Annotated in this window: 18 protein-coding genes; 13 read left to right on the forward strand and 5 right to left on the reverse strand. The window is 65.7% G+C overall.

Annotated features, from left to right (window positions below; all coding sequences use genetic code 11):
• Positions 1-99: 99 nt before the first annotated feature.
• Positions 100-741, reverse strand: coding sequence for a PAS domain-containing protein (locus G5A46_RS13630; protein WP_163850173.1), 642 nt, complete (start codon positions 739-741; stop codon positions 100-102).
• Positions 742-1,132: 391 nt separating this feature from the next.
• Between G5A46_RS13630 and G5A46_RS13635 the strand changes: the two genes are divergently transcribed.
• The 13 genes from G5A46_RS13635 (at position 1,133) to G5A46_RS13695 (ending at position 13,841) form a co-directional block, all read left to right on the forward strand.
• On the forward strand, positions 1,133-2,026 hold the full coding sequence (locus tag G5A46_RS13635) for a YicC/YloC family endoribonuclease (protein WP_163850175.1): 894 nt from the start codon (positions 1,133-1,135) through the stop codon (positions 2,024-2,026).
• A 163-nt stretch (positions 2,027-2,189) separates the two neighbouring features.
• Positions 2,190-2,831 carry a guanylate kinase gene (gene gmk / locus G5A46_RS13640; protein WP_163850177.1) on the forward strand — a complete coding sequence of 214 codons (642 nt, stop codon included), beginning with the start codon at positions 2,190-2,192 and terminating at the stop codon, positions 2,829-2,831.
• Positions 2,828-3,358, forward strand: coding sequence for a gamma carbonic anhydrase family protein (locus G5A46_RS13645; RefSeq protein WP_163850179.1), 531 nt, complete (start codon positions 2,828-2,830; stop codon positions 3,356-3,358). The genes gmk and G5A46_RS13645 overlap by 4 nt, the downstream gene beginning before the upstream one ends.
• Positions 3,359-3,492: 134 nt before the next feature.
• Entirely contained in the window at positions 3,493-4,533 is a 1,041-nt protein-coding gene (locus G5A46_RS13650; RefSeq protein ID WP_163850181.1) for a sensor histidine kinase, read from the forward strand.
• A gap of 320 nt (positions 4,534-4,853) precedes the next feature.
• Positions 4,854-5,897 carry a substrate-binding domain-containing protein gene (locus G5A46_RS13655; protein ID WP_163850183.1) on the forward strand — a complete coding sequence of 348 codons (1,044 nt, stop codon included), beginning with the start codon at positions 4,854-4,856 and terminating at the stop codon, positions 5,895-5,897.
• Between the two features lie 106 nt (positions 5,898-6,003).
• Positions 6,004-7,470: a phosphate ABC transporter permease subunit PstC gene (pstC, locus tag G5A46_RS13660; protein ID WP_163850186.1), complete on the forward strand. Its 1,467-nt coding sequence runs from the start codon at positions 6,004-6,006 to the stop codon at positions 7,468-7,470.
• A complete protein-coding gene (gene pstA, locus G5A46_RS13665; protein ID WP_163850188.1) occupies positions 7,467-8,828 on the forward strand; it encodes a phosphate ABC transporter permease PstA in 1,362 nt (453 codons plus the stop codon). The genes pstC and pstA overlap by 4 nt, the downstream gene beginning before the upstream one ends.
• A gap of 18 nt (positions 8,829-8,846) precedes the next feature.
• Positions 8,847-9,644, forward strand: coding sequence for a phosphate ABC transporter ATP-binding protein PstB (gene pstB / locus G5A46_RS13670; protein WP_163850190.1), 798 nt, complete (start codon positions 8,847-8,849; stop codon positions 9,642-9,644).
• Positions 9,645-9,660: 16 nt separating this feature from the next.
• The gene (gene phoU, locus G5A46_RS13675) at positions 9,661-10,398 is read left to right on the forward strand and encodes a phosphate signaling complex protein PhoU (protein ID WP_163850192.1); all 738 of its coding nucleotides are present in this window, start codon (positions 9,661-9,663) and stop codon (positions 10,396-10,398) included.
• 1 nt (position 10,399) lies between these two features.
• Positions 10,400-11,086 (forward strand): phosphate regulon transcriptional regulator PhoB, encoded by a 687-nt coding sequence (gene phoB / locus G5A46_RS13680; RefSeq protein ID WP_163850194.1) that lies wholly within the window; start codon positions 10,400-10,402, stop codon positions 11,084-11,086.
• 307 nt (positions 11,087-11,393) lie between these two features.
• A complete protein-coding gene (gene eutB, locus G5A46_RS13685; RefSeq protein ID WP_163850196.1) occupies positions 11,394-12,398 on the forward strand; it encodes a hydroxyectoine utilization dehydratase EutB in 1,005 nt (334 codons plus the stop codon).
• Positions 12,388-13,362 carry a cyclodeaminase gene (locus tag G5A46_RS13690; RefSeq protein WP_163850197.1) on the forward strand — a complete coding sequence of 325 codons (975 nt, stop codon included), beginning with the start codon at positions 12,388-12,390 and terminating at the stop codon, positions 13,360-13,362. The genes eutB and G5A46_RS13690 overlap by 11 nt, the downstream gene beginning before the upstream one ends.
• On the forward strand, positions 13,359-13,841 hold the full coding sequence (locus G5A46_RS13695; RefSeq protein ID WP_420821363.1) for an Lrp/AsnC family transcriptional regulator: 483 nt from the start codon (positions 13,359-13,361) through the stop codon (positions 13,839-13,841). The genes G5A46_RS13690 and G5A46_RS13695 overlap by 4 nt, the downstream gene beginning before the upstream one ends.
• 51 nt (positions 13,842-13,892) lie before the next feature.
• On the opposite strand, the gene ald is transcribed toward G5A46_RS13695, so the two are convergent.
• From ald to tsf, 4 genes are all read right to left on the reverse strand, one after another.
• Positions 13,893-15,008 (reverse strand): alanine dehydrogenase, encoded by a 1,116-nt coding sequence (gene ald, locus G5A46_RS13700; protein ID WP_163850199.1) that lies wholly within the window; start codon positions 15,006-15,008, stop codon positions 13,893-13,895.
• 61 nt (positions 15,009-15,069) lie between these two features.
• Positions 15,070-16,440, reverse strand: a complete 1,371-nt coding sequence (locus G5A46_RS13705) for an aminotransferase class III-fold pyridoxal phosphate-dependent enzyme (protein WP_163850201.1) — start codon at positions 16,438-16,440, stop codon at positions 15,070-15,072.
• A gap of 24 nt (positions 16,441-16,464) precedes the next feature.
• On the reverse strand, positions 16,465-17,952 hold the full coding sequence (locus tag G5A46_RS13710) for an NAD-dependent succinate-semialdehyde dehydrogenase (protein WP_163850203.1): 1,488 nt from the start codon (positions 17,950-17,952) through the stop codon (positions 16,465-16,467).
• A gap of 303 nt (positions 17,953-18,255) precedes the next feature.
• Positions 18,256-19,131, reverse strand: coding sequence for a translation elongation factor Ts (gene tsf, locus G5A46_RS13715; RefSeq protein WP_163850205.1), 876 nt, complete (start codon positions 19,129-19,131; stop codon positions 18,256-18,258).
• Positions 19,132-19,149: the final 18 nt, after the last annotated feature.

Consider the following 19,149-nt stretch of genomic DNA (forward strand, 5'->3'; position numbering starts at 1 on the left):
GCGCGGAGATAGGTCAGCAGGCCGCCGAACAGGCGATAGGCCCAAGCGATGCGGAATCGCCCCCTCTGCCTCGGTTCGCGGCGCGCTTCGGTTGTGGTGCTACTCCGTCTCGCTGTCGACAACGCGCAGGTAGGGGCGCGGGCCGGGGCGCAGGCGGGCGGTGTCACTTTCGTCGTGCCGATCTCTGCCGCGCGGTGCAAAGGGAGTCTGCCGCTCCGCCAGTCCAGGCATGGGCCGGGAGGGACGCAGCGGCCTGGACCTCGGCCCCGCTACCAACTGCGTGACCTCATGCGCCAGAACGTTGAACCGGAGTGGCGCCTTGCCGATCGGGCCTGCTGTCGCGATGCAGCCCAGAACACGGCTACAGGCATCGGCCTCGTCGCGCAGCGGCAGAAGGATCATGCGCGCCGCCAGCGCCGCGCCATTCATGGAATCCGGTCCTTGAAGGGTCAACCGGGCCTTGGACGGGCCTTCGAAGACCTGGCGCAGAACCACGGCCAGCCCGTCCCGTGCGGGCGGGACCATCAGCGCGGAGGCCGGCATGCCGCGCAGGTCCATCCCCATCAGCGCGATCAGGTGCGAACCCGCGATTCGGAACCGGGCCAGGCCGGGGGCGATCTGTTCAAGGATGAAGGCATGGGGCAGGGCGGTTTCTATGCCGCGCGGATCGATCTCGGCGCGGGCCGGGATCAACGCCTCGCCGCGCAACGCCTCCCAATAGGCGTCAAGCATGTTCAGCATTTCGAACCGCGCCTCGTTCACCTTGATGCCCGTCCGGGGCAGTACCGCCCTGTCAGGTTCCGTTCGATCCGCATGGCATCACTCCCCACGATCCGACGCTGCCACATTGGTCCCCTTCGAACTGTGCGCGATAATGACAGCTGTACCAAGCGTTTCGCGCCCTCCCGGAATGGTTAATCCTACGGGCATCAAGGTTACTCAGCCGTTAATATGCCACAATTTCGCCGAATTTTAGCAGAAACGTTGCGAAAGGGTTAACTGGCTGGCGCGCGACCGTACCGGCCCGTGCCGTCCTGCCGCAAAGCCGATCGGCCTTGACGCTGCTCTGCGCCTTGATCCGGAGCGGATCATGCGCTTCCCTGACCCCACATAGCTGGAAGGACCAGACCCCATGACCCGATCCATGACCGCCTTCGCCTCGGGCACCGGCAGCCGCGAGGGTTACAGCTGGTCCTGGGACGTGCGCAGCGTCAATGCCCGTGGGCTGGACCTGCGGGTGCGGGTGCCGGACTGGCTGTCGGGGCTGGAAACGGCGTTGCGGCAGAAACTCTCCGGCGCGCTGGCGCGGGGCAACGTGACCCTGAACCTGCGTATCAACCGCGAGGACCAGGGCAGCAGCTTGCGGATAAACGCCGCCCAGCTGCGCGCGGTTCTGACCCTGATGCAGCAGGTTGAGGCCCAGGCCCAAATCCAGGGCATCGCCCTGCAACCGGCGCGCGCCACCGACATCCTGCACCAGCGCGGCGTTCTGGAACAGGCCGGGGCGGAGGGCGACGCCAACAGCCAGCTGGCCGCCGCTCTGGCGGCGGATTTCGACGCGGTGCTGGCGGAATTCCTGGCCATGCGCATCGCCGAGGGCACCGCCCTGTCGGCCGTGCTGGCCGAGCAGCTCGACCGGATCGAGACCCTGACGCGGGACGCCTCGCGGATCGTGCGCGCCCGTGCCGACCGCATCGCCGCCCACCACCGCGCTGCGCTGGACCGCGTGGCCGACAGCCTTGGCCCGGTAGAGCCGGAGCGCATCGCCCAGGAACTGGCGATGCTGGCAATCAAGGCCGACGTGTCGGAAGAGCTGGACCGCCTGCATGCCCATATCGGTGCCGCCCGCGACCTGCTGGCGCAGGAGGCCCCGGTGGGCCGTCGGCTGGATTTCCTGACCCAGGAATTCAACCGCGAGGCCAACACCCTGTGCGCCAAGGCTCAGGACACCGACCTGACCGCCCTCGGGCTCGAGCTGAAGGCGGTGATCGACCAGCTGCGCGAGCAGGTGCAGAATATCGAATGACAGCTGCACCGCATCGCCGCCGGCAGGCGACGGGCGGGCGCAAGAGCCGCCGCAGGGACGACCCCGCGCGCGGGTGCTGCGCCGGGCGCCGGGGGCACGACGTTGCACCCCAGGGCGAAACCTGCGATCAGATCCCCGAAATCGACGCAACCGGACCTGAACCATGACGCAGCGCCGCGGTCTTCTGATCATTCTGTCTTCGCCCTCGGGGGCGGGAAAATCCACCCTGGCCCGGCGCTTGTTGGACTGGGACAGCGACATCCGCTTTTCCGTATCCGCCACGACCCGCCCGCCGCGCCCAGGCGAAGAGAACGGCGTGCATTATTATTTCCACTCCGACACGGAGTTTCAGCAAATGGTGGCCGGCGGGGACATGCTGGAACACGCGCTGGTCTTCGGCAACCGCTACGGCAGCCCGCGCGGGCCGGTGGAACAGGCCATCGACGCCGGGCAGGATCTGCTGTTCGACATCGATTGGCAGGGCGGTCAGCAGGTGCGCAATTCCGCCCTGGGCAAACATGTGCTGTCGATCTTCATCCTGCCCCCCTCCATGGCGGAACTTGAACGGCGCCTGCGCGCCCGCGCCCAGGACGCCGACGAGGTGATTGCCAGCCGGATGCAGAAAAGCCGCGATGAAATCAGCCATTGGCCGGAATATGATTACGTCCTGGTGAACGACGATCTGGACGAGACGGAAACCCGTCTGCGCATCATCATCAAGGCAGAGCGGATGCGCCTGTCGCAGCAGCCCGGCATCATGGCCGTGGTGCAGGATCTCAACACACAGTTCGAGGAACGTGGATGACCCTATACGCCCTGAACGATGCCCGCCCCGAAACTCCCGAGGACGGCGATTTCTGGATCGCCCCCGATGCCAATGTGATTGGCCGTGTCGTGCTGGAATCCGGCAGCTCCGTCTGGTTCGGCGCCACCTTGCGGGGCGACAACGAGGTGATCCGCATCGGCGCGGGCAGCAATGTGCAGGAAAACTGCGTGCTGCACACTGACATGGGCTTCCCCCTGACGGTGGGGCGCAATTGCACCATCGGTCACAAGGCGATGCTGCACGGCTGCACCATCGGGGACAACACGCTGATCGGCATGGGCGCCACGGTGCTGAACGGCGCCAGGATCGGGCGCAACTGCCTGATCGGGGCAGGGGCGCTGGTGACGGAAGGCAAGGAGATCCCCGACGGCTCCATGGTGCTGGGCGCGCCGGGCCGGGTGGCACGCGACCTGAATGCGGCCGCGATCGCGAAGATCGAGGCCTCGGCCCTGGGCTACCAGCGCAATATGCGCCGGTTTCGCGACGGGCTGGCGCCGCTGGACTGAAGACGGAGACGGGACTGACCGGGGCCCGGCCAGAAACGCCTTGGCCTCGGATCGGGCTGTCGCCTTTACAGCCCGACATCGGTGGGGGTAGGACAGCGCGACCACCACGACCGGAGCCAGAGGGCCAAGGGCACATGACAGGCGATTCCCTGACCGCGCTTCTGCGCGCCATTCCGCTGCCGTCCCTGTTGGTGGGGCGGGGCGAACGCATCATCGCCGCCAACAACCTGGCGCTGGAACTGCTGGGGCCGGGCATCACCGGGCGCCACTTCATCACCGCGATTCGCCAACCCGCCGTTCTGGACGCGGTGGAGGCCTCGCTTGGTGACAAGCAGACCCGCGAAACCCGGATGCTGACCACGCGCGGCGGGCAGGACCACAATTTCGATGTGACCTGCACCTATGTCGAAACCTCCTTTGGCAGCGGCGTTCTGACCTGTTTCGAGGACATCACCCATGTCGAGAAGGCAGAGAAGATGCGCCGCGATTTCGTGGCCAATGTCAGCCATGAACTGCGCACCCCGCTGACCGCGCTGCTGGGGTTCATCGAAACGCTTCAGGGTCCGGCCCGCAACGATCCGGATGCGCAGCAGCGGTTCCTGCACATCATGGCCAACGAGGCCGGGCGCATGGAGCGGCTGGTCAAGGATCTGCTGTCGTTGAGCCGGGTCGAAAGCGAGGAGCGGATGCGTCCGGCCGAACGGGTGGAGATGGGGGCGCTGGTGCGGTCCGTGCGCTCTACCCTGGCGCCGCTGGCGACCGAGGCCGCGATCGACCTGCGAATTCTGGGCGATGATCAGCCGCTGCATGTGCAGGGCGATGCAGACCAGCTGCGCCAGGTGCTGACCAATCTGGTCGAGAACGGCATCAAGTACGGCGGCAGCGGCGGCGAAGTCGCGATCACGCTGGAGGCACAGGCGATGGCCCGGCAGCTGAAAGGCCCGGCGGTGATCCTGACTGTCGCGGACAAGGGACAGGGCATCGACGAGGTGCACCTGCCGCGGCTGACGGAACGGTTCTACCGGGTGGACAGTCACCGCTCCCGCGAGATGGGAGGGACCGGACTGGGGCTGGCCATCGTGAAGCATATCGTCAATCGGCACCGGGGCCGGCTGCGCATCGACAGTGAGGCAGGGCAGGGCACGCGCATCACCGTCATCCTGCCCGCCAGCTGACACCCCTTCGGTTCCGGCTGATCTGGCCTGACCCTGCACAGCCTGGCGCGTCAGCGCACGGAGCAGGGGACACACCCTGCCTACCCGGAAAGTTCTCTTCCATACCCGGACCGAAGCGGCCCGTCATCGGGGCTTTCTGCACCCCTCGGCGCAATGCCTTGACGCGGCGTATCGGCTTTTTTTCGCGGATCAACGGGGCGGCCCGGACGAGTGTCATGAAACCGTTACACAGGTGTCACAAAAGCATCGCGGGCCATGGCTACCCCCCGCTCATGAGGTTGCCCAAGGGGGGGCGGCCGAACATCAATCAGGAGCAATCCATGTCTTTCATGAAACTGACCGCCTCCGCTGTGGCGATCGCTGCCGTTTCCGCATCCGCCGCCGCCGCGCGCGACCAGGTGCAGGTTGCCGGCTCTTCCACCGTGCTGCCCTATGCCTCCATCGTGGCCGAGGCTTTCGGTGAAAACTTCGACTTCCCGACCCCGGTCGTGGAATCCGGTGGCTCCTCCGCCGGTCTGAAACGCTTCTGCGAAGGCGTGGGCGAAAACACCATCGATGTGGCCAACGCGTCCCGCAAGATTCGCGAAAAAGAGATCAAGGCCTGTGCCGAAAATGGCGTCTCCGACATCATCGAAGTGCGCATCGGCTATGACGGCATCGTCTTCGCCTCGCAGATCGACGGCCCGGAATACACCGCCTTCGAAGCCTCTGACTGGTTTCTGGCCCTGTCGCCGAAAGTCGTCAACGACGCCGGCGAGATCGTCGAAAACCCCAACATGACCTGGGCCGATGTCAACGCCGACCTGCCCGCCGAAGAGATCATGACCTTCATCCCCGGCACCAAGCACGGCACCCGTGAAGTGTTCGAGGAAAAGGTGCTGCTGCAAGGCTGCGAAGACACCGGCGCCATGAAGGCCTTCATGGACAGCGGCATGGACGAAGATGCGGCCGAAGGCGCCTGCATGGCGGTCCGCACCGACGGCAAGTCCGTGGACATCGATGGCGATTATACCGAGACCCTGGCCCGTATCGACAGCAACACCAACGGTGTCGGCGTCTTTGGCCTGGCGTTCTACGAGAACAACACCGACAAGCTGAAAGTGGCCACCATGGGCGGCGTCGAGCCTTCCACCGAGACCATCGCCTCCGGTGACTACCCCGTGTCGCGTCCGCTGTTCTTCTACGTGAAGAAAGCCCACATCGGCGTGATCCCGGGCGTCAAGGAATACGCCGAATTCTTCGTCTCCGACGACATGGCCGGCCCCGATGGCCCGCTGAGCGAATACGGCCTGGTCTCCGACCCCGAGCTGGGCGCCACCCAGGACGGCGTGTCCAACGAAGACACCATGGGTTCGGCGATGTGATCGCCGACGCCGGGGCCCACGGCGGCCCCGGCACCTGATCCCACCGCGTCCCGTCACGAGGACTGGGGCGCGGTTTTCCATTCTCAACTCTCCGGGTACGTTTCCCATGTCGGCAACTTGGATTTTCCTGATCGTTCTGGCGCTCGCCGTCGTCGGCTACGTTCTCGGACGCGGGCGTGCGATGCGCTCTGCCGACGGGAACAGTCGTAATCTTCATTCGCTGCCGTCCTATTACGGCTTCAACACCGCGCTGTTCGTGCTGGTGCCCGCGCTGCTGCTGCTGGGCGTCTGGCTGATCGCGCAGCCTGCGGCCATCCAGTATCGCGTCGCCGACCTGATCCCGGCGGCCAGCTATGAAAACAGCGGTCAGCTTAACCTGATCATGTCCGACGTGCGCCGGGTCGCCGACGGGCTGGACCTGGCGGTCACACGCGGGGCCCTGACCGCGGGCGCGGCAGATGCGCTGGATGCCGGCTCCACCGACGTGCGCGGCACGCTGGCCCAGGTCGGTGTCGCCCTCGGATCGGATGTGGACAACGCGACGTTGAACGCCGCGCAACGCTACCGTGAACTGAACACCCTGGGCAGCACCGCGCGCAGTGTCGTCGTTTTGCTATTGGCGCTGGCCGGGCTGGGCTATGCGCTCAGCCGGACCAACCGTGACTTCCGCGCCCGCAATTCGGTCGAGAAGGTCGTGATGGCGCTGCTGATCGCCGCCGCCTCCATCGCCATCCTGACCACCGTCGGCATCGTCCTGTCGCTGGTCTTCAACACCATCGAGTTCTTCCGCCTTTATCCGGCCGACGAGTTCTTCTTTGGCCTGACCTGGAGCCCGTCCTTCGGCGGCGGCTCGGAGCTGGGGATTCTGCCGCTGTTCTGGGGCACGTTCTACATCTCCATCCTGGCGCTGCTCGTGGCGGTGCCGATCGGGCTGTTCGCCGCGATCTACCTGTCCGAATACGCCAGCCCCACAACCCGCGCCTTTGCCAAGCCGCTCCTGGAGGTCCTGGCGGGCATCCCGACCATCGTCTACGGCCTTTTCGCGCTGCTGACCGTCGGTCCGATGCTGCTCAAGGCATTCGGAGAACAGGGCGGCCTGGGCTGGATGCAGGGCGGCACGGCGGTGATGACGGCGGGGTTGGTGATGGGGATCATGCTGATCCCTTTCGTGTCCTCCCTGTCGGATGACATCATCAACTCGGTGCCGCAATCCATGCGCGACGGCTCCCTTGGGCTGGGCGCGACGAAATCCGAAACGATCAAGCAGGTGGTGATCCCCGCGGCCCTTCCGGGTATCGTCGGCGCCATCCTTCTGGCCGCCTCGCGCGCCATCGGCGAAACCATGATCGTGGTGCTGGGGGCAGGGGCCGCGGCCCGATTGTCGATGAACCCGTTCGACGCCATGACCACCGTCACCGCCAAGATCGTCAGCCAGTTGACGGGGGATGCCGATTTCGCCTCTCCCGAGGCGCTGGTGGCCTTTGCCCTGGGCATGACGCTCTTCGTGATCACCCTCGGGCTGAACATCTTCGCGCTCTATATCGTGCGCAAATACCGGGAGCAGTACGAATGACCGACGCAACCACCCCTGGTGCCGCCACCCCGCGCGCGCGCAAGGCGACGTCGCTGCTGGAACTCGACAGCCACACGCGCCGCCGCAACGCCGCCGAAGGCCGGTTCAAGACCTACGGCATGATCGCTGTCGGCATCGGCCTGGTCTTTCTGGTCACGCTGCTGTTCGCCATCGTCCGCAACGGCGCCCCGGCGTTCACCCAGACCTACCTGACCGTGCCGATCACCCTGACGGAGGCCAAGCTGGACAAGACCGGCAACCGCGATCCGAAGGAAATGGCCAAGGTTTCCACCTTCGGCTACAAGCCCGTGATCATCGACAGCCTGGTCGCGCAACTGAACGGGCAGGGGATCGACATCCCCTTCGAGAAGGCCAAGGATGTCGGCGATATCCTGTCCGCCTCTGCCGCCGCACAGGTCCGCGACCGGGTACTGGAAAACCCGATGCTGATCGGGCAGACGGTGGAATTCGACCTGCTCGCCTCTTCCCGCGTGGACGGGTATTTCAAGGGCAGGGTGACCCGCGAGTCGCTGGCCCGCGACAAGAACCTGGATGCCGAACACCTGGACGTCGCCGACCGGATGCAGGAGGCGGGCATCATGCGCTCCACCTTCAACTGGGCGTTCATCACCGGCGCCGACGCCTCCGAAAGCCGCCCCGAACAGGCCGGGATCGGCGTGTCGATGATCGGGTCGCTGTTCATGATGCTGGTGGTGCTGCTGCTGGCCCTGCCGATCGGTGTCGCCGCCTCCATCTACCTTGAGGAATTCGCACCCAAGAACCGGATCACCGACCTGATCGAGGTGAATATCTCCAACCTGGCCGCCGTTCCTTCGATCGTTTTCGGGATCCTCGGTCTGGCGGTCTTCATCCAGTTCGTGCACCTGCCGCAATCGGCGCCGCTGGTCGGCGGGCTGGTGCTGACGCTGATGACCCTGCCGACGATCATCATCTCCACCCGGGCCTCGTTGCAGGCGGTGCCGCCATCGATCCGCGATGCCGCTCTGGGGCTGGGCGCATCCAAGATGCAATCGGTGTTCCACCACGTGCTGCCGCTGGCCATGCCCGGCATCCTGACCGGCACGATCATCGGCCTTGCACAGGCCCTGGGAGAGACCGCGCCACTGTTGCTGATCGGGATGGTCGGCTACATTGCCTCCAACGCGCCCGATGGTGTGATCAGCGGCTTCATGGATCCGAACTCGGCCATGCCGGCGCAAATCTACGAATGGGCCAAACGGGCCGATCCAGCCTATTACGAACGGGCCTGGGGCGGGATCATCATCCTGCTTCTGTTCCTCATGACCATGAACATCATCGCCATCATCCTGCGCCGCCGTTTCGAGCGTCGGTGGTAAGAGAAAGGGCCGCAACTCATGTACGATACCCAGCATCCGGAGAGCAAAGTGGACACGAAAGCGAACAAGATCTCCGCGCGAAACGTGCAGGTCTTCTATGGCGACACCCATGCCATCAAGGACGTCGACGTCGAGATCGAGGACAACACCGTCACTGCCTTCATCGGGCCGTCGGGCTGCGGGAAATCAACCTTCCTGCGCACGCTGAACCGGATGAATGACACGATCGACATCTGCCGCGTCAAGGGTGACATCCTGATCGACGGAGAGAACATCTACGACCCCAAGGTCGACCCGGTGCAACTGCGCGCCAAGGTCGGCATGGTGTTCCAGAAGCCGAACCCGTTCCCCAAGTCGATCTACGACAACATCGCCTATGGCCCGCGCATCCACGGGTTGGCCCAGGGCAAGGCCGACCTGGACGAGATCGTCGAGAGGAGCCTGCGCCGCGGCGCCATCTGGGACGAGGTCAAGGACCGGCTGCACGCGCCCGGCACCGGGTTGTCCGGCGGCCAGCAACAGCGCCTGTGCATCGCCCGCGCCGTCGCGACGGAGCCGGAGATCCTGCTGATGGACGAACCTTGTTCCGCGCTCGATCCCATCGCCACCGGCCAGGTGGAGGAACTGATCGACGAGCTGCGCGAAAGCTTCTCGGTCGTGATCGTGACGCACTCCATGCAGCAGGCGGCGCGCGTCAGCCAGAAGACCGCGTTTTTCCATCTCGGCAACCTGGTGGAATATGGCGACACATCGCAGATATTCACCAACCCGACAGATCCGCGCACCGAAAGTTACATCACCGGACGCATCGGTTAATCCGGGGGAGATACCAATGGACAACCAACATATCGCAAGCGCGTTCGATCGCGATCTTGAACTGATCCAGGCCCGCATCATGAAGATGGGCGGGCTGGTCGAAGCCTCCATCCTCGACGCCTCCGAAGCGCTGGACGCCCGTGACGAGGAACTGGCCGAGAAGGTCCGCGCCAGCGATCGCGCCATCGACGAGCTGGAAAACCTGATCAACATCGACGCCGCACAGCTGATCGCGCTGCGCGCGCCGACGGCGGTGGACCTGCGGCTGGTGCTGACGGTGATCAAGATCTCCGCCAATCTGGAACGGATCGCGGACTACGCCAAGAACATGGCCAAACGGACTTCGGTTCTGGTGCAGCTCAACCCGATCCATGGCTCCAACGCCGCGCTGCGTCGGATGGCGCGGGAGGTTCAGGACATGCTGAAAGACGCGCTGGACGCCTATATCCAACGTGACGCCGCCCTGGCCGAAGAGGTCATCCAGCGTGACCGCGATGTCGATCAGATGTACAACGCGCTGTTCCGCGAATTCCTGACCTTCATGATGGAGGATCCGCGCAACATCACCGCCTGCATGCACCTGCATTTCATTGCCAAGAACACGGAGCGGATGGGCGATCACGTGACCTCCATCGCGGAACAGGTGATCTACCTTGTCACCGGCGAAACGCCCGAGGATCCGCGCCCGAAGAAGGATCTGACCTCCATCGATCCCGACGTGGCACCCATTGCCCCGGCAGGTCGCGAGGCGTGACATGATTGATCAGCCGACGGTTCTTGTAGTCGAAGACGAACCAGCGCAGCGCGAGGTTCTGGCCTATAATCTGGAAGCCGAGGGGTTTCGGGTCTCGCGGGCGGAGAATGGCGAAGAGGCGCTGTTGTTGATCAACGAGGCGGCGCCGGACATCATCGTCCTGGACTGGATGTTGCCCAATGTCTCGGGCATCGAGGTCTGCCGCCAGCTGAAGATGCGGTCCGACACGCGCGGTGTTCCGATCATCATGCTTTCCGCCCGGTCAGAGGAAGTCGACCGGGTCAGGGGGCTAGAGACCGGCGCCGACGACTACGTCGTCAAACCATATTCCGTGATCGAGCTGATGGCCCGTGTGCGGGCGCAACTGCGTCGCACGCGTCCCGCATCGGTGGGTGAGCGTCTGGAATACGAGGACATCGTGCTGGACAGCGATACGCATCGCGTCACGCGGTCCGAACAGATGCTGAAGCTGGGGCCGACGGAATTCCGGCTGCTGTCCACCTTCATGGAAAAGCCAGGGCGCGTCTGGTCGCGTGAACAACTGCTCGACCGGGTTTGGGGGCGCGATATCTACGTCGATACGCGTACCGTGGACGTGCATATCGGCCGTCTGCGCAAGGCGCTGTGCCAGCACGGCGGCGACGATCCGTTGCGTACGGTGCGCGGGGCGGGCTACGCCCTGGGATGATCGAAATGTGATGCGTGTAATCGGTATTATGTTAATGATTCGTTAACCGCCCGGGCGAACGGGTCCTGTCATATCTTGGAAATTCGGGGGTTTCCGCGCGCTCAACCGGGCGCGCGGTCTGCGTTCCGGTCTCGTCGTCCCACTTGACCCGTGGCGTGCAACTATCTGATCCTACGCGCTTTCCCGCGTGGATCGGGTTGCAGCGCCCGCGGGTCACGCGCCCCCTTGTTCCCGGCCCGAAATTCGACATGCTGGACCTCGGGCGCGGCTGCCGCGTCCGAAACCCATCCCGAACGCCGGAGGACGCATGACGCCACGCCTCATGGATATCTTCGCCGCGCGCCGCGCCATTGCAGGTGTGGCCGATAACACGCCGCTGGTGCCCAGCCCGTACCATTCCGACCGGCTGGGTCAGGAGCTGCTGCTGAAGCTTGAAATCGCCCAGCCCATCGGCGCGTTCAAATTGCGCGGCGCGCTCAATGCCGTGTCCCGCCTGCCAGAGGGCACCGCCGGGGTCACCTGCTGCTCTACCGGGAACCACGGGCGCGGCGTGGCCTATGCGGCGCGCGCGCGCGGGCTGCGGGCGGTCATCTGCATGTCCGCGCTGGTGCCGCAGACCAAGGTGGACGGCATCCGCGCCCTGGGGGCCGAGGTGCGGATCTGCGGCAACTCCCAGGACGAGGCCGAAGCCGAAAGCCGGCGCCTGGCGGCTGAGGACGGGCTGGCCGAGATCCCGCCGTTCGACCACCCGGACGTGATCGCGGGTCAGGGTACCATCGGGCTGGAACTGATGGAGGCCCGTCCCGATCTGGCGCATCTGCTGATCCCGCTGTCGGGCGGCGGTCTGGCCGCAGGCATCGCGCTGGCCGCCCGCGCCATCAACCCCGGCATCCGCATCACCGGCATTTCCATGGACCGGGGCGCTGCGATGAAGGCCGCGCTGGATGCGGGCCGCCCCGTCCCGGTGACCGAGGTCGCCTCGCTGGCCGACAGCCTGGGCGGCGGGATCGGCGCGCCGAACCGGCTGACCCTTGCGATGTGCCGCGATCTTCTGGACGACGTCGTGCTGGTGAGCGAGGAGGAAATCTATTCCGCGATGCAATCCCTGTACTACCACGATGCACTGATCGCGGAGGGAGCCTGTGTCGTGGGTCTGGCCGCCGGGTTGGCCGGAAAGGTGACGCTGTCCGGACCCACGGCCACCGTGATCACCGGGCGCAACGTGGATATGGAGATGTTCACCCGCGTGGTGACGGGCCAGGACGTGCAACTGGGCGCATATACCGTGAAAGGACGCCACCATGCCCCATGACATCCGCATCCTGACAGAGGTGGAGCTGCGCGCCGCCCTGCCCCTGGACCGCGCCGCCGTCGATGTCGTCGAAACCGCCTTCGCCGCGCTGGCGCGTGGCGATGTGGTAATGCCGCCGATTCTGTCGATGGACCTGCCGCAGGCCAATGGCGAGGTCGATGTGAAAACCGCCTATATCCCCGGTTTCGACGGTTTCGCGATCAAGGTCAGCCCCGGTTTCTTCGACAATCCCGCGCTTGGCCTGCCGTCGCTGAACGGGTTGATGGTCCTTCTTTCGGCCCAGACGGGTCTGGTGCAGGCGGTGTTTCTGGACAATGGCTATCTGACGGATCTGCGCACCGCCGCCGCCGGTGCCGTGGCCGCGCGGCATCTGGCGCCGGCGCAGGTCTCGGTGGCCGGCGTGCTGGGCACCGGGGTGCAGGCCCGGATGCAGATCCGCGCCGCGCGGCTGGAACGTCCCTTCGACGACGTGCTGATCTGGGGGCGCAACCCGGACCACGCCGCCGCCTGTGCCGCAGACCTGTCGCAAGATCCCGGCCTGACCGCCCGCGTGGCAGGCAGCGCCGAGGACGTCGTGCGCCGCGCCCAGTTGGTCGTCACCACAACGCCCGCGCGCAGTCCGCTGGTCCGCGCCGAATGGCTGCACCCCGATCTGCTGATCACCGCCATGGGATCGGACCAGCCCGGCAAGGGCGAGATCGCGCCGCAGGCGCTGGCCGCCGCCGATCTCTATGTCTGCGACCGGTTCAGCCAATGCGAAACCAGCGGAGAGCTGGAGGCCGCCCGCGCCGCCGGCCTGATGCCCGACACCCCGCCGGAGCTGGGGCAGCTCATCGCGCGCGCCCTGCCCCGCCCCCCCGGCTGCGTGATCTGCGACCTGACGGGCACCGGCGCGCAGGATACCGCGATCGCCAGCCACGCCCTGGGCCTTCTGGGCGATGCGGGCACGGTGATCCGCGCATGATCGCGCTGGATGATCGCGACATCGCCATCCTGGTGGCGCTGGCCGAGGATGGGCGGATCACCAAATCGGCCCTGGCCGACCGTGTCGGCCTGTCCGCCACGCCCTGCTGGAACCGCCTGCAACGGCTGGAAAAGGCCGGGCTGATCCGCAGCTATCATGCCCGGTTCGACCTGAAGGTGCTGGGCCCGCATGTCGTCGTCTTCGTCGCGGCAGAGCTGCACAGCCACACGGCCGACAGCTTTCGTACCTTCGAGGACGCGATGCGCAAGACGCCCGAGGTCACCGCCTGCTGGGCCATCGGCGGCGGCCATGATTTCCTGTTGCAGGTCACCACCCGCGACATCGACGCCTATCAGCGCCTGATGGATCAGATGCTGGACGACAGGATCGGGCTGGCGCGTTATTTCAGCTATATCGTGACCAAGGCGGTCAAGAGCGCCGGTGCCCCTCCGTTCGACCTGTTGCGCGGCGCGAACTGACGCCAGGCGCCCGCCGCCGCCTCCTGTCGGGAACGGCGGACGCCCGAGGTGTCAGCCCAGAAGAGCCTCCGCCGCGTGGTAATCGTAGCCCAGTGCCTCGGCCACCGGGGCGCAGGTGATCTTGCCATCCGCGACGTTCAGACCCGCGCGCAGGTGGGCGTTGTCCTTCAACGCCTGTTGCCAGCCCTTGCCGGCAATCGCGATGGCGTGGTCCAGCGTGGCGTTGTTCAGGGCATAGGTCGCGGTCCGGGCCACGCCGCCGGGCATGTTGGCGACGCAGTAATGCACCACCTCCTCCTCCACGTAGATCGGATCCTGATGGGTGGTCGCGCGGGAGGTTTCGAAACACCCGCCCTGATCGATGGCGACGTCCACCACGACCGAACCCGGCTGCATCGTGGCCAGCATCTTGCGCGTCACCAGCTTGGGCGCGGCGGCGCCGGGGATAAGCACGGCGCCGATCACCAGGTCGGCGCGGGGCAGCAGATCCTCCATCAGGGCCTGGGTGGAATGAAGTACCCGCGCAGAGGCACCGAAATGGGTGGCCAGCCGCTCCAACTGGGCGGGGTTGCGATCCAGGATGGTGACATCGGCTTGAAGGCCCACGGCCATCTGCGCGGCGTTGAACCCGACCACGCCGCCGCCGATCACCACCACACGTCCGGGCGCCACGCCAGGCACGCCGCCCAGCAACACACCGCGCCCGCCGCGCGACTTCTCCAACGCGGCGGCGCCTGCCTGAACCGACATGCGGCCCGCCACCTGGCTCATCGGTTTCAACAGCGGCAGACCACCTGCCGCATCGGTCACCGTCTCATAGGCGATGCAGACCGCCCCCGAGGCGACCAGATCGCGCGTCTGATCCGGGTCCGGCGCCAGGTGAAGATAGGTGTAGAGGATCTGCCCGGGCCGCAGCATGGCGCGTTCGGCCGCTTGCGGTTCCTTGACCTTGACGATCATGTCGGCCCAGCCGAAGACCGCGCCCGCATCGGGCAGGATCTGCGCGCCCGCGGCCAGGTAGGCGTCATCGGTCGCGCCGATCCCTGCGCCCGCGCCGGTCTGTACGGCCAACTCATGGCCCCGCCCCGACAGCTCCTGCACGCTTTCGGGGGTCAGCCCGACGCGGTATTCGTGGTTCTTGATCTCTTTCGGGACACCGATCTTCATCTTCTCTTCCTCCCTCGTGAAACGACATCGCCCCGGGGGATGATCCCCGGGGCGACGCTTGTTAACCCAGCACCTCGGTGACGGCCTCGCGCAGCTTGGTCGCGATTTCGTCGGCATCCGCCTCCGTCAGGCAGAACGGCGGGGCAAAGCCCAGGATGTCGCCCTGCGGCATCGCCCGGCTGATCACGCCCCGCCGCAACAGCGCGTTGTTGACCTGCGCCGCCGTTCCCTTGGCCGGATCGAAGAACGCGCGATCGGCCTTGTCCTCGACGAATTCGACGGCGCAAAGCAGCCCCTCGCCCCGGATGTCGCCCACATGCGCATGATCGCCCAGGGCATCGCGCAGCGCGGATTTGAAATAGGCGCCCACGCTGCCCGCATTCTCGATCAGGTTCAGATCGTCCAGCAGCTTCAGGTTGGCGACGCCCGCCGCCGCACCCAGCGGGTGGGCGGAATAGGTCCAGCCATGGCCGAAGGCGCCGAACTTGTCGGTGCCCTCTTCCAGCACCTTCCAGACCTTGTCCGACACGATGGAGCCCGACAGCGGCGCATAGGCCGAGGTCAGCCCCTTGGCGATGGTGATGATGTCGGGGCGCATTCCGTAGTGATCGGACCCGAACATGGACCCCAGCCGGCCAAAGCCGGTGACGACCTCATCGGCGATCAGCAGGATGTCATGCTTGTCCAGCACCTTCTGGATCGCCTCCCAATAGCCGGCGGGCGGCGGCACCAGCCCCCCGGTGCCAAGCGCGGGTTCCCCGATGAAGGCGGCGATGGTATCGGCGCCCTCTTCCGCGATCATCGCCTCCAGGTTGGCGGCACATTCGGCGACGAATTCGGCCTCTGTCTGGTCCAGCTTCTCCCGGCGGAAGTAATAGGGCGCATCGGTATGCAGGAAGCGGTCGAACGGCAGGTCGAACTTGTCGTGAAACAGCTTCAACCCGGTCAGGGAGCCGTTCACCAGCCCCGAGCCATGGTAGCCGCGCCAGCGGGAAATGATCTTCTTCTTCTCGGGGCGGCCCAGGACGTTGTTGTAATACCAGACCAGCTTGACGTTGGTGGTGTTGGCATCGGATCCGCCCAGCCCGAAATAGACCTTGGACATGCCTTCGGGTGCACGATCCAGGATCATCTTGGACAGGGTGATCGAGGCCTCGGTGCCATGGCCGACATAGGCGTGGTAATAGGCCAGTTCCCGCGCCTGATCGGCGATCGCCTCGGCGATTTCCTGACGGCCATAGCCCACGTTCACACAGTAGAGACCGGCAAAGGCATCCAGCAGTTCGTTGCCGTCGCGATCCGTGATGCGCACGCCCTTGCCCGTCTTCATCACCCGTTGCGGGGCGTTGCCACGGGCGAATTCGGCCAGGTGGGTGGAGGGGTGAAAGAAGTTCTCCCGGTCCCAGCTTTCCAGATGATCGTTCTCCAGCATCGTCTTTCCTTTCCTTCTTCGCGCTCAGCCCAGCTTGGCCCAGTCGCGGCAGACGTATTTCAGTTCCATGAAGTCGCGCATCCCCGCGCTGGAGCCTTCACGCCCCAACCCGGATTGTTTCATCCCGCCGAACGGGATCGGCGCGCCGGTCACCTTGGTCCGGTTCACCCCCACCATGCCGAATTGCAGCGCGCGGGTGCAGCGGTAGATCTGGCGCGGATCGGTGGAATGGACATAGGCGATCAGACCGTATTCGGTGTCATTGGCCCGCGCGATCACCTCGTCCTCGGTGTCGAAGGGCACGATCGCCGCGACGGGGCCGAATGTCTCCTCGGTCATGATCCGGGCGTCGGCGGGGACGTCGCACAATACGGTGGGCGGGTAGAACAGCGGACCCAGGTCATGCCGGACCGTGCCGCCGCACAATAGCCGCGCGCCCCGCGATTGCGCGTCTTTGACGTGGTCCTGCTGCTTGGCCACGGCGGCGGCGTTCATCAGCGGGCCAAGGTCGGGATCATCCATGCCCCGGCCCAAGGTCAGCGCCTGCGCGGCACGGGTGAATTCGGTGCAGAATGCGTCATACAGCGCGCGCTGCACGAAGATCCGGTTGGCGCCCAGGCAATCCTGGCCCGAGGTCGCGAACTTGGCCTTGATCGCCTCCGCTACCGCCAGGGCGGGATCGGCGTTATCAAAGACGATCACCGGCGCATGGCCGCCCAGCTCCAGCACCAGTTTCTTTACCGTGGCGCTGGATTGCGCATACAGCAGCCGCCCCACCTGGGTCGAACCGGTGAAGGACAGCGCCCGCACGCGGGAGTCTTCGGTCCAGGGTTTCACCACGGTGGGCGCATCGCCCGTCACCACGTTGAACACACCGGGCGGGAAGCCCGCACGTTCCGCAAGCTCGGCCAGCGCCAGGGCGGAAAACGGCGTTTCCGCCGAGGGATGGGCCACCACGGTACAGCCAGCCGCCAGCGCGGCGGCGGCCTTGCGCGTCAGCATGGCGGAGGGGAAGTTCCACGGCGTGATCAGCGCGGCCACGCCCACAGGCTCCAGCCACAGCTCCACCTCCGCATCGGGCAGATGGCTGGTGACGCCCTCCACATCCGGGCGCTTGGCCTCCTCGGCGTAGAATTCGACGAAACCGGCACCGTAGTCGATTTCGCCGCGCGCCTCTGAGATCGGTTTGCCCTGTTCGATCACCATGATCCGCGCCAGATCCTCGCGATGCGCGATCTGAAGTTCCATCCAGCGGCGCAGGATGGCCGCGCGTTCCTGCGGCAGCATCCCGGCCCAGCCGTCGAAGGCGGCCTGCGCGGCATCCACGGCGGCGCGGCTGTCCTCGGCGGTCAGGCTGGCAATCTCGCCGATGCGGCTGCCGTCGGCGGGGTTGGTCACGGCGATGCTGCCGCCACCCGTCGCCGCCGTCCACTTGCCTCCCACGTAGGAGAACGAGCGCGCCAGCTTCCCGTCGTCGATGATCGCGTGCAGCGTGTCGGAAATATGGTCCATCGGATTCTCCTTTCATCCCGGTCAAGATTGCCCCGGATGGCGAAGGTGAAGTGACTGAAATCCTCTGCGTTGGGAGAGGATTATCCTGTCTCGATGGGCTGGGGGAGAGGATTCGTCTTCTGTCCTGTGAAACCGGCCGGAATTCTGGGCAAGCGCCGGAGAAATGCCGCCGCAGACGGGTGCCATGGGCGCGCCCAATGGGCGGGCGCCCTGCCCCGTTGCCCCGGATCGGTGAACCAGACATGAGAAAGGGGCCGGATCTGCACCGGCCCCTTGGGATCGTTCGCGCGATGACGCCGGGGCTTAGCCCTGGGCGGCCTTGGCCACTTCGGCGGCGAAATCTTCGGTCTGCTTCTCGATGCCTTCGCCGACTTCCAGCCGCACAAAGCCCAAGACTTCGACGCCCGCTTCGGTGGCGGCGGCCTCGACCGTCAGGTCGGGGTTGATGACAAAGGCCTGGCCCAGAAGTGTGACTTCGGACAGGTACTTCTTCATCCGGCCCTTGATCATGTTCTCGATGATGTTCTCGGGCTTGCCGGATTCGCGGGCCTGTTCGGTCAGCACGGTGCGCTCACGCTCCACCAGCGCCGGGTCCAGATCGGCTTCGCCCAGGGAGGCGGGGTTGGCTGCGGCGATGTGCATCGCGACCTGGCGGCCGAATTCTTCGTTCTGACCTTTCAACGCCACCAGCACGCCGATCTTGCCCATGCCGGGAGCCGCGGCGTTGTGCACGTAGGACACAACCTGATCGCCGGAGATCTTGGCCATCCGGCGCAGGGTCATGTTCTCGCCGATCAATGCGATCTTGTCGGTCAGCGTCGCATCCACCGATTTGCCGTCGATCTCGGCGTTTTTCAGCGCGTCGACATCGTCAACGGCCAGGGCGGCCGTGGCGAAGGATTGCACCATCTGCTGGAAATCGGCGTTCTTGGCGACGAAATCGGTTTCGGAGTTCACTTCGACGGCGACACCCTGACCACCGTCGACGGCGACGGCCACCAGGCCCTCGGCGGCGACACGGCCGGATTTCTTCGCGGCCTTGGCCAGACCCTTGGTGCGCAGCCAGTCAACCGCGGCTTCGATGTCGCCATCGGTTTCGGTCAGCGCCTTCTTTGCATCCATCATGCCTGCGCCGGTCATCTCGCGCAGTTCTTTCACCTGTGCGGCTGTGATCGCCATGGGGCGTCTCCTTCGTCT

This window comes from Pseudooceanicola aestuarii (assembly GCF_010614805.1).
GTDB classification, from domain to species: Bacteria; Pseudomonadota; Alphaproteobacteria; order Rhodobacterales; family Rhodobacteraceae; genus Pseudooceanicola; species Pseudooceanicola aestuarii.

What these genes read in the sequence shown, in the direction of transcription:
- G5A46_RS13630 (WP_163850173.1), bottom strand. Translation starts at nt 741, where the DNA reads ATGCTGAACATGCTTGACGCCTATTGGGAGGCGTTGCGCGGCGAGGCG.
- G5A46_RS13635 (WP_163850175.1), top strand. Translation starts at nt 1,133, where the DNA reads ATGACCCGATCCATGACCGCCTTCGCCTCGGGCACCGGCAGCCGCGAG.
- gmk (WP_163850177.1), top strand. Translation starts at nt 2,190, where the DNA reads ATGACGCAGCGCCGCGGTCTTCTGATCATTCTGTCTTCGCCCTCGGGG.
- G5A46_RS13645 (WP_163850179.1), top strand. Translation starts at nt 2,828, where the DNA reads ATGACCCTATACGCCCTGAACGATGCCCGCCCCGAAACTCCCGAGGAC.
- G5A46_RS13650 (WP_163850181.1), top strand. Translation starts at nt 3,493, where the DNA reads ATGACAGGCGATTCCCTGACCGCGCTTCTGCGCGCCATTCCGCTGCCG.
- G5A46_RS13655 (WP_163850183.1), top strand. Translation starts at nt 4,854, where the DNA reads ATGTCTTTCATGAAACTGACCGCCTCCGCTGTGGCGATCGCTGCCGTT.
- pstC (WP_163850186.1), top strand. Translation starts at nt 6,004, where the DNA reads ATGTCGGCAACTTGGATTTTCCTGATCGTTCTGGCGCTCGCCGTCGTC.
- pstA (WP_163850188.1), top strand. Translation starts at nt 7,467, where the DNA reads ATGACCGACGCAACCACCCCTGGTGCCGCCACCCCGCGCGCGCGCAAG.
- pstB (WP_163850190.1), top strand. Translation starts at nt 8,847, where the DNA reads ATGTACGATACCCAGCATCCGGAGAGCAAAGTGGACACGAAAGCGAAC.
- phoU (WP_163850192.1), top strand. Translation starts at nt 9,661, where the DNA reads ATGGACAACCAACATATCGCAAGCGCGTTCGATCGCGATCTTGAACTG.
- phoB (WP_163850194.1), top strand. Translation starts at nt 10,400, where the DNA reads ATGATTGATCAGCCGACGGTTCTTGTAGTCGAAGACGAACCAGCGCAG.
- eutB (WP_163850196.1), top strand. Translation starts at nt 11,394, where the DNA reads ATGACGCCACGCCTCATGGATATCTTCGCCGCGCGCCGCGCCATTGCA.
- G5A46_RS13690 (WP_163850197.1), top strand. Translation starts at nt 12,388, where the DNA reads ATGCCCCATGACATCCGCATCCTGACAGAGGTGGAGCTGCGCGCCGCC.
- G5A46_RS13695 (WP_420821363.1), top strand. Translation starts at nt 13,359, where the DNA reads ATGATCGCGCTGGATGATCGCGACATCGCCATCCTGGTGGCGCTGGCC.
- ald (WP_163850199.1), bottom strand. Translation starts at nt 15,008, where the DNA reads ATGAAGATCGGTGTCCCGAAAGAGATCAAGAACCACGAATACCGCGTC.
- G5A46_RS13705 (WP_163850201.1), bottom strand. Translation starts at nt 16,440, where the DNA reads ATGCTGGAGAACGATCATCTGGAAAGCTGGGACCGGGAGAACTTCTTT.
- G5A46_RS13710 (WP_163850203.1), bottom strand. Translation starts at nt 17,952, where the DNA reads ATGGACCATATTTCCGACACGCTGCACGCGATCATCGACGACGGGAAG.
- tsf (WP_163850205.1), bottom strand. Translation starts at nt 19,131, where the DNA reads ATGGCGATCACAGCCGCACAGGTGAAAGAACTGCGCGAGATGACCGGC.